This is a genomic window from Pseudolysinimonas sp. (assembly GCF_044239695.1).
Classification (GTDB): domain Bacteria; phylum Actinomycetota; class Actinomycetes; order Actinomycetales; family Microbacteriaceae; genus Pseudolysinimonas_A.
Genome location: NZ_JBIIAW010000142.1, coordinates 1 through 5772, shown reverse-complemented (window position 1 = coordinate 5772; position 5772 = coordinate 1). Strand labels below are relative to the sequence as shown.

General features: G+C 70.2%; 2 protein-coding genes. Both read right to left on the bottom strand.

Going from position 1 to position 5772, the window contains the following annotated elements; genetic code table 11:
* On the bottom strand, window positions 1–4222 hold a 4222-nt coding region (locus ACILQS_RS15110; protein ID WP_395640949.1), incomplete at its 3' end, for a LamG-like jellyroll fold domain-containing protein.
* A gap of 186 nt (window positions 4223–4408) precedes the next feature.
* Window positions 4409–5659 carry a HupE/UreJ family protein gene (locus tag ACILQS_RS15105; RefSeq protein WP_395640948.1) on the bottom strand — a complete coding sequence of 417 codons (1251 nt, stop codon included), beginning with the start codon at window positions 5657–5659 and terminating at the stop codon, window positions 4409–4411.
* Window positions 5660–5772 lie beyond the last annotated feature (113 nt).

Here is a 5772-nt window from a genome sequence, read left to right as displayed (position 1 = left end):
CGGGGTCGACCGGATCCGTCGGGTCGACCGGGTCGGTCGGGGAAGTGCTCGCCTCGTACAGCGCCGCGATGTCGCCCGGGGTGAGCGGGTTCGACCAGATGCGGGCGGACGAGATCATCCCGGTGAAGGGGTTCGACACGCCGTTGTCGCCCGACGCGTCGCCGCCGATCACCCAGTTCGTGGCGCCGTCCTCCGGGGTGGCCGGCGCCTCGGCCCCGCCGACCTCGGCGGCGAGCTCGCCGTTGACGTAGAGCCGCTCGTGAGCGAGGTCGTTCGTCGCGACGACCTGGTACCAGGTGTCGTAGTCGAGACCCACCGAGAGCCGGTCGTCGGCGCTGGGCTCGACCCACAGGGTCACGCAGAAGTCGTGACCCGCCTTCTGCTCCTCGCTGAGGTAGCAGTCGCTCGAGTCGATCTCGTAGGCGTCGAACCCGATGCCGGCCCCCTGCTGGTTGCTGAAGACGTTCTGGTAGTCGTCCCACGGCGCCGACGACGACATGTTGAACGTCGCCTCGAACGCGTAGCCGTCGTTCTGCGCCGCGTAGTCGGCCGCGCTCCACGCCGTGCGGTACGAGAGGTCGTCGCTGTTGGCGAAGGTCGCGACCGGCTTGCCGAGCTCGCTGTTCATCGTGATCGGCGCGCCGGTCACCCGTGTGAACTCGCGGTCATGGGGCGAGTGGTCGGTGAGGTCGGCCTGATCGGCGACGCCCGTGCGGCTCGCGTTCCAGAAGTCGACGTCGAGCAGGTCGGCCGCCGGCACGTCGTCGCTCGTGCCCGAGGTCGCCCCGAGCACGACCGTCACGGAGTACCGCCGCGCGTTGTCGTTGCCGATTCCGTCGATGGCTCCGTAGACGAGCGTGTACTTGCCCGGCAGTTGCGGGGTGAACGCCCCGGCCGCGCCCGTCGTCGCCAGGACCTCATCGCCCCACGGGCCGAGCACCGTGATCGAGGTCTCGGCGACCGCGCCGGAGTCGTCGACGGCTTCGAGCGCGGGCACCGTGTACTCCACGCCCGTCGTGCCGCGCGAGGCGGGAGTCGACACCGCACGCACCGCAGGCAGGACGAAGTCGGTGGCCGGCTGGGCCTGGTGGGCGATCCGCGCCATCTCGATGTCGGTGAGCGCGGTGGAGAAGGCGCGCGCGACGGTGACGTCGCCATCCAGCGGGTTGAGGATGTTGCCGGCCCCGTCGGTCGAGCCACCCGCGACGAGGAAGTACGGGATGCCGGCCGCCCCGAGGTACGGGGCGAGGTCGGACTCGACCTCCGTGCCGCCGAGACGCTCGCCGTTGACCCACATGTCGAGCTCGGTGCCGGTGAAGCGCAGGGCCACGTGGTTCGGCTGACCGTAGGTGATCGTGCGCTGCCAGAGGATGTTGTCTTCGCCCTGGATGACCGCGACGTCGCTCAGCGTGCCGCGGGTCGCGTCGAGCGGTGTGACGCGCAGCACGTTCGAGATCGCTCCGGGCTGCCCGTAGGTGAACACGTCACCGGGACCGTTCGCCACGAACGCCGCATCCATCGTGAAGCCGTCGACGATCCGGACCTTGTCTGCCTCGCTGACGAGAACCTGGAGCGGCTGGCCCGTCGCCGGGCCCGTCGCGGTCTCATCGAGCAGCGTGTACGGCACAGCGTTCGTGGAGACGTCGGCGACCGACTCGAAGTCGACGTCGAGCAGGTCGGCGACCGGCATCGCGGCGCCGTGATCCTCGAAGTCCGACACCTCGTCGGCCCCGTCACCCTCGGTGCGGAAGGTCGTCGTCAGGGGCACGCCGACCTTCGCCCACGCGTTCATCGGGGTGATGCGGATCTCGTACTGCGTTCCGGGCTCCAGGTTCCAGATGTCGTGGCCGACGGTCGCCGGCAGGGGCAGCACGTAGTACTGCGACCAGCGCTGGAAGGAGAGCGCCGTCTGACCGGTGTTCACGTTGACGACGTCGACGAGGTACTTCTGCACGATGTCGTGCACCTCGTTCGGCGCCGCCTCGGCCTGCGTCCAGTCGACCTGGGCGCCCGTCTCGGTGATGGCCGACACGGTGATCGCGTCATCCCCCTGCCAGACCGGCCCGGCGGTGCGGTCCGCGCGGGCGTCGCCGAGCGGGAAGCGCTCCTCGTAGGTCGCGCTCTCGTCGAGCGAGTCGGCGACGTCCCACTCCCACACCGTCGGCTCCCACAGGTCGGCCTGGAGGTCGTAGTTCGTGATCTTCACCTTGCTGCCGTCGACCTCGACGATCGCGGTCTCGCGGTTGTCGCCCGCGTCGTCGGGCGTCGAGTCCGAGAGCTGGTGGGAGTTGGCCCCGACGACGCCGCTCTCCATCTCCAGGAAGGCCAGCGGCGGCGCGTTGACGGTCGTGAACCCGCCGCCCGCCTCGGTGCCCTGCCAGATCGAGGTGGGGATGTGGTTCGGCGTGTGGATGTGCCCGCCCCAGACCACCGCCTGCGGGTAGTCCTCGAGGAACGAGTCGAAGTTGTCGCCGCAGCCGGTGGCGAGGCCGCTGCCGTACCACTCGTTCGACACGTAGTGGGTGCAGCGGATCGGGTGATGCACGAGCACGAACACCGGCTTCTCCGGCTCGGCGGCGGTGATCGCCGCGAGCCGGGACTCGAGCCAGTCCGCCGCGTACGCGTAGCCGCCGGAAGCCGCGACCGTCGGGGTACCGGAGACCACGGTGCCCGGGGCCGCTGTCGCATCCTCCGCGAACTCGCCCGATCCGGGGCTCACGGTGATGACGCGATAGCCGTTCACGACGTACTCGGCGTTCGGGCGCTGCCCGGTCGCGGTCTCGAAGAGCGCGTAGTCGCCGAACTGACCGCCCGCGACGTCGTGATTGCCGAGGGACGCGTAGTGCTCGATGCCGTAGCCGGCGACCGAGTCGATCGTGTTCTTGAGCTCGATGTACTCCTGCTCGGTGTTGCCGTTCGTCAGGTCACCGGGCCACAGCGTCGTCTCGACCCCCTGGGTCGCCCAGAAGTCGTAGGCCTCGACGAGCTCGTCCCAGTTGTCGTGGATGTCGCCGATGGCCGAGAACTTCCAGTCGGTGACGCCGTCGGCCGTGGAGTCCGGCGTCGTCGGCGTCTCCGGGTCCTCGGGGAGCTCGGCGTCGCCTCCCGCGACGAGGTACTCGACCGTGCCGACGTTGCCGGCCTCGTCGACCGCCTGATAGACGAGCGTGTAGACGCCGTCCTGGTTCGGGGTGAACGTCCGGGTGTCGAGGTCGAGCGGGGCGGTCACGTCATCCGGACCCGTCACCGAGATCGAGAGACCCGGCGTCGGGTCGATGTCGTCGCTCGCCTCGATCGCCGGGGCGATGTACTCCACGTCGAGGTCGGCGTGGTCGGTCGGCGTCGACACCGCGCGCACGACCGGGGCGAGCGTGTCCTCCGCGAAGCCGCCCGCGACCGCGAGCCGGTAGGCGTCGAGGTCGCCGATCGGCACCGAGTAGAGACGAGCCGTCGCGAGGGCGCCGACGAGCCGCGCCGAGGAGTTGCCGCTGCCGTCGACGTCGCCGCCGATGATCCAGGTCTGCGACGCGGCACCGGGCGTCGTCAGAGTCGCCGAGCCGGCCGGCTCCGCGCTCACGAGGTCGCCGTCGACGTAGACCTTCTTCTCGGAGCCGTCGAAGGTGGCGACCACATGCACCCATTCGCCGTAGCGGTAGGTCGCCGTCGGCAGCGCGCCGTAGCCGCCGCTCGTCGTGTGGGCGTAGATCTCGATGCCGCCGTGCTCGGCGTCGGGGCCCGGCACGAGCTCGATCCCGAAACCGGCGGACTGCATGTTGCCGATGACATCCTGGTACCCGTCCGTGATCGGGACGTCGACCTTGAAGACCACTTCGATCGAGGCACCGTCGTTCTCCAGCGCGTAGTCGCCGGTCGTCCAGGCGGCCCCCCACGCCTGCGAACCGTCGAGGTTCGCGACCCACCGGCCGAGGTCGGGGTCGTCGCTCGTCGTGCCGGCGGCCGGCTTCGCCGTCAGGGCGTGCGCCGCAGCCGAGACGTCGGTCGCGGCACCGTCGGCGGCGAACTCGACGTCGAGCAGGTCCGCGGTCGGGGTCGGGGCGTTCACCGCCTCCCAGGTCACGTCCGCCGGGTCGGGGGCGGCGGCAGCGGGACTCATGACGACGAGTCCGGTGCCCGCGAGGCCTGCTGCCGCCGCCACGGCGAGGCCGCGGCGGAACCAGGAGCGGAGGGTGAGGGGGGTCGAGGAAGGGGTGCGGCGAGACATGAGGCTCCGATGGCGGGGGGGGGCGATTGGTTACGGACGCAGCCCAACGCCGCGAAGCGACGTCGAGGTGAACGGGAAGTGGTCGGACCGGCTGTGGTCACGGGAACCGGGTCAAATCGGTGACCCACTGTGCACAGTGAGGCGCCGCCTCAGGCCCAGCAGGGCGAGGGCCACCGCCCGATCTGGTCAGCCCGCGCTGACGAGGCGCTCGACGAACCAGAACAGGCCGACCACCGCGACGCCCGCGGCGACGACGACGCCGACCCAGAAGCCGACCGGTGAGACGCGCCGACGCAGGAGGACCAGGACGGGGAACACGATCGCGATGATCGCGAGCTGCACGACCTCGATCCCGACGTTGAAGACCAGCAGCGCGCCGAGCAGTCCCCAGCTGAAGGGCTCGTCGATGCCCAGCGCGCCGGCGAAGCCGACGCCGTGGATGAGCCCGAACAGGAAGACCACGCCGACGCGCAGCCAGTCCGCGCCCCGCATCGGAAGACGTTCCGGCACGGCCGCGGATTCGGCGATCACCGTGGATCGCCGACGCCAGACACCGGAGAGGTACCAGAGGGCGACGAAAGCGATCGAGGCTGCGATCACGGGCTCGACGATGATCGCCGGAACGGAGACCACGCCGAGTGCCGCAAGAACGAAGGTCAGCGAATGCGCCACGGTGAAGGCGCTCGCCGCGAGCACGATGTCGCGCAGGCGGCGCGACCCGACGATGAGCGCGAGCAGGAAGAGGATGTGGTCGAGACCGAACAGGAGGTGCTCGGCGCCGAGGAGGAAGAACTCGCCCATCCGCGAGCCCCAGTCCTGCGTCGTCGTCATCGTCGGATTCGTGTCGGTGTCGAGGTTCGCGACGCCCGAACCGGCCACGGTGTCGTACCTGACGATCGTGGTGGTCTGGCCGCCGGGAGCCGTGCCCGGGAAGAGTCCGGTCGAGATCCGGTAGACCGCGGCCGCGATACTCGTCGACTCGCGGCAGTCGTAGTCGAACACGAAACGGGCGTGCGGCACGTTCTCGATGAGGACGATCGACAGGGGCTCGGCGAGTTCGCTCGCACACGAGACCGGCGTCTCGCCGTACTCCGGTTCGAGAGCGACCTGGAAGCGGGGCTGCACATAGCCGAGGACGGTGTCCGAGTACTGGTCGAGGATCTCGGTCGTGAGCTTCGCCGGGTCCTGCCCGCTCGCCTGCACGTCGTCGTAGGCGGCGACGGTGAACTCCGCGTCCTCCATCGCCGCGCCGCCGTCGACGGCGAGCAGTACGTACTCGAGGTCCAGGACGGCGCGCACGAGCCCGGGCTCCGGCTCCGTGATCTCGGCGTACACCGTCGCCGAGTAGTTGTGCGCCGAGGCGAACGCGGCCGGCAGCAGGATGAGCAGCGCGGTGAACGGCACGACGAGCAGGGCAGAGATCCGGGGTCTGGGCATGCCGCCCAGCGCAGCCGACATCCGTGACCCGGGGGTGAACGTCATGCGGCGAACGTGCTCGCGGCCGCCGCGAGATCGGTGGGTGTCAGGGCCCACTGCGCGCAGTGGGCTGC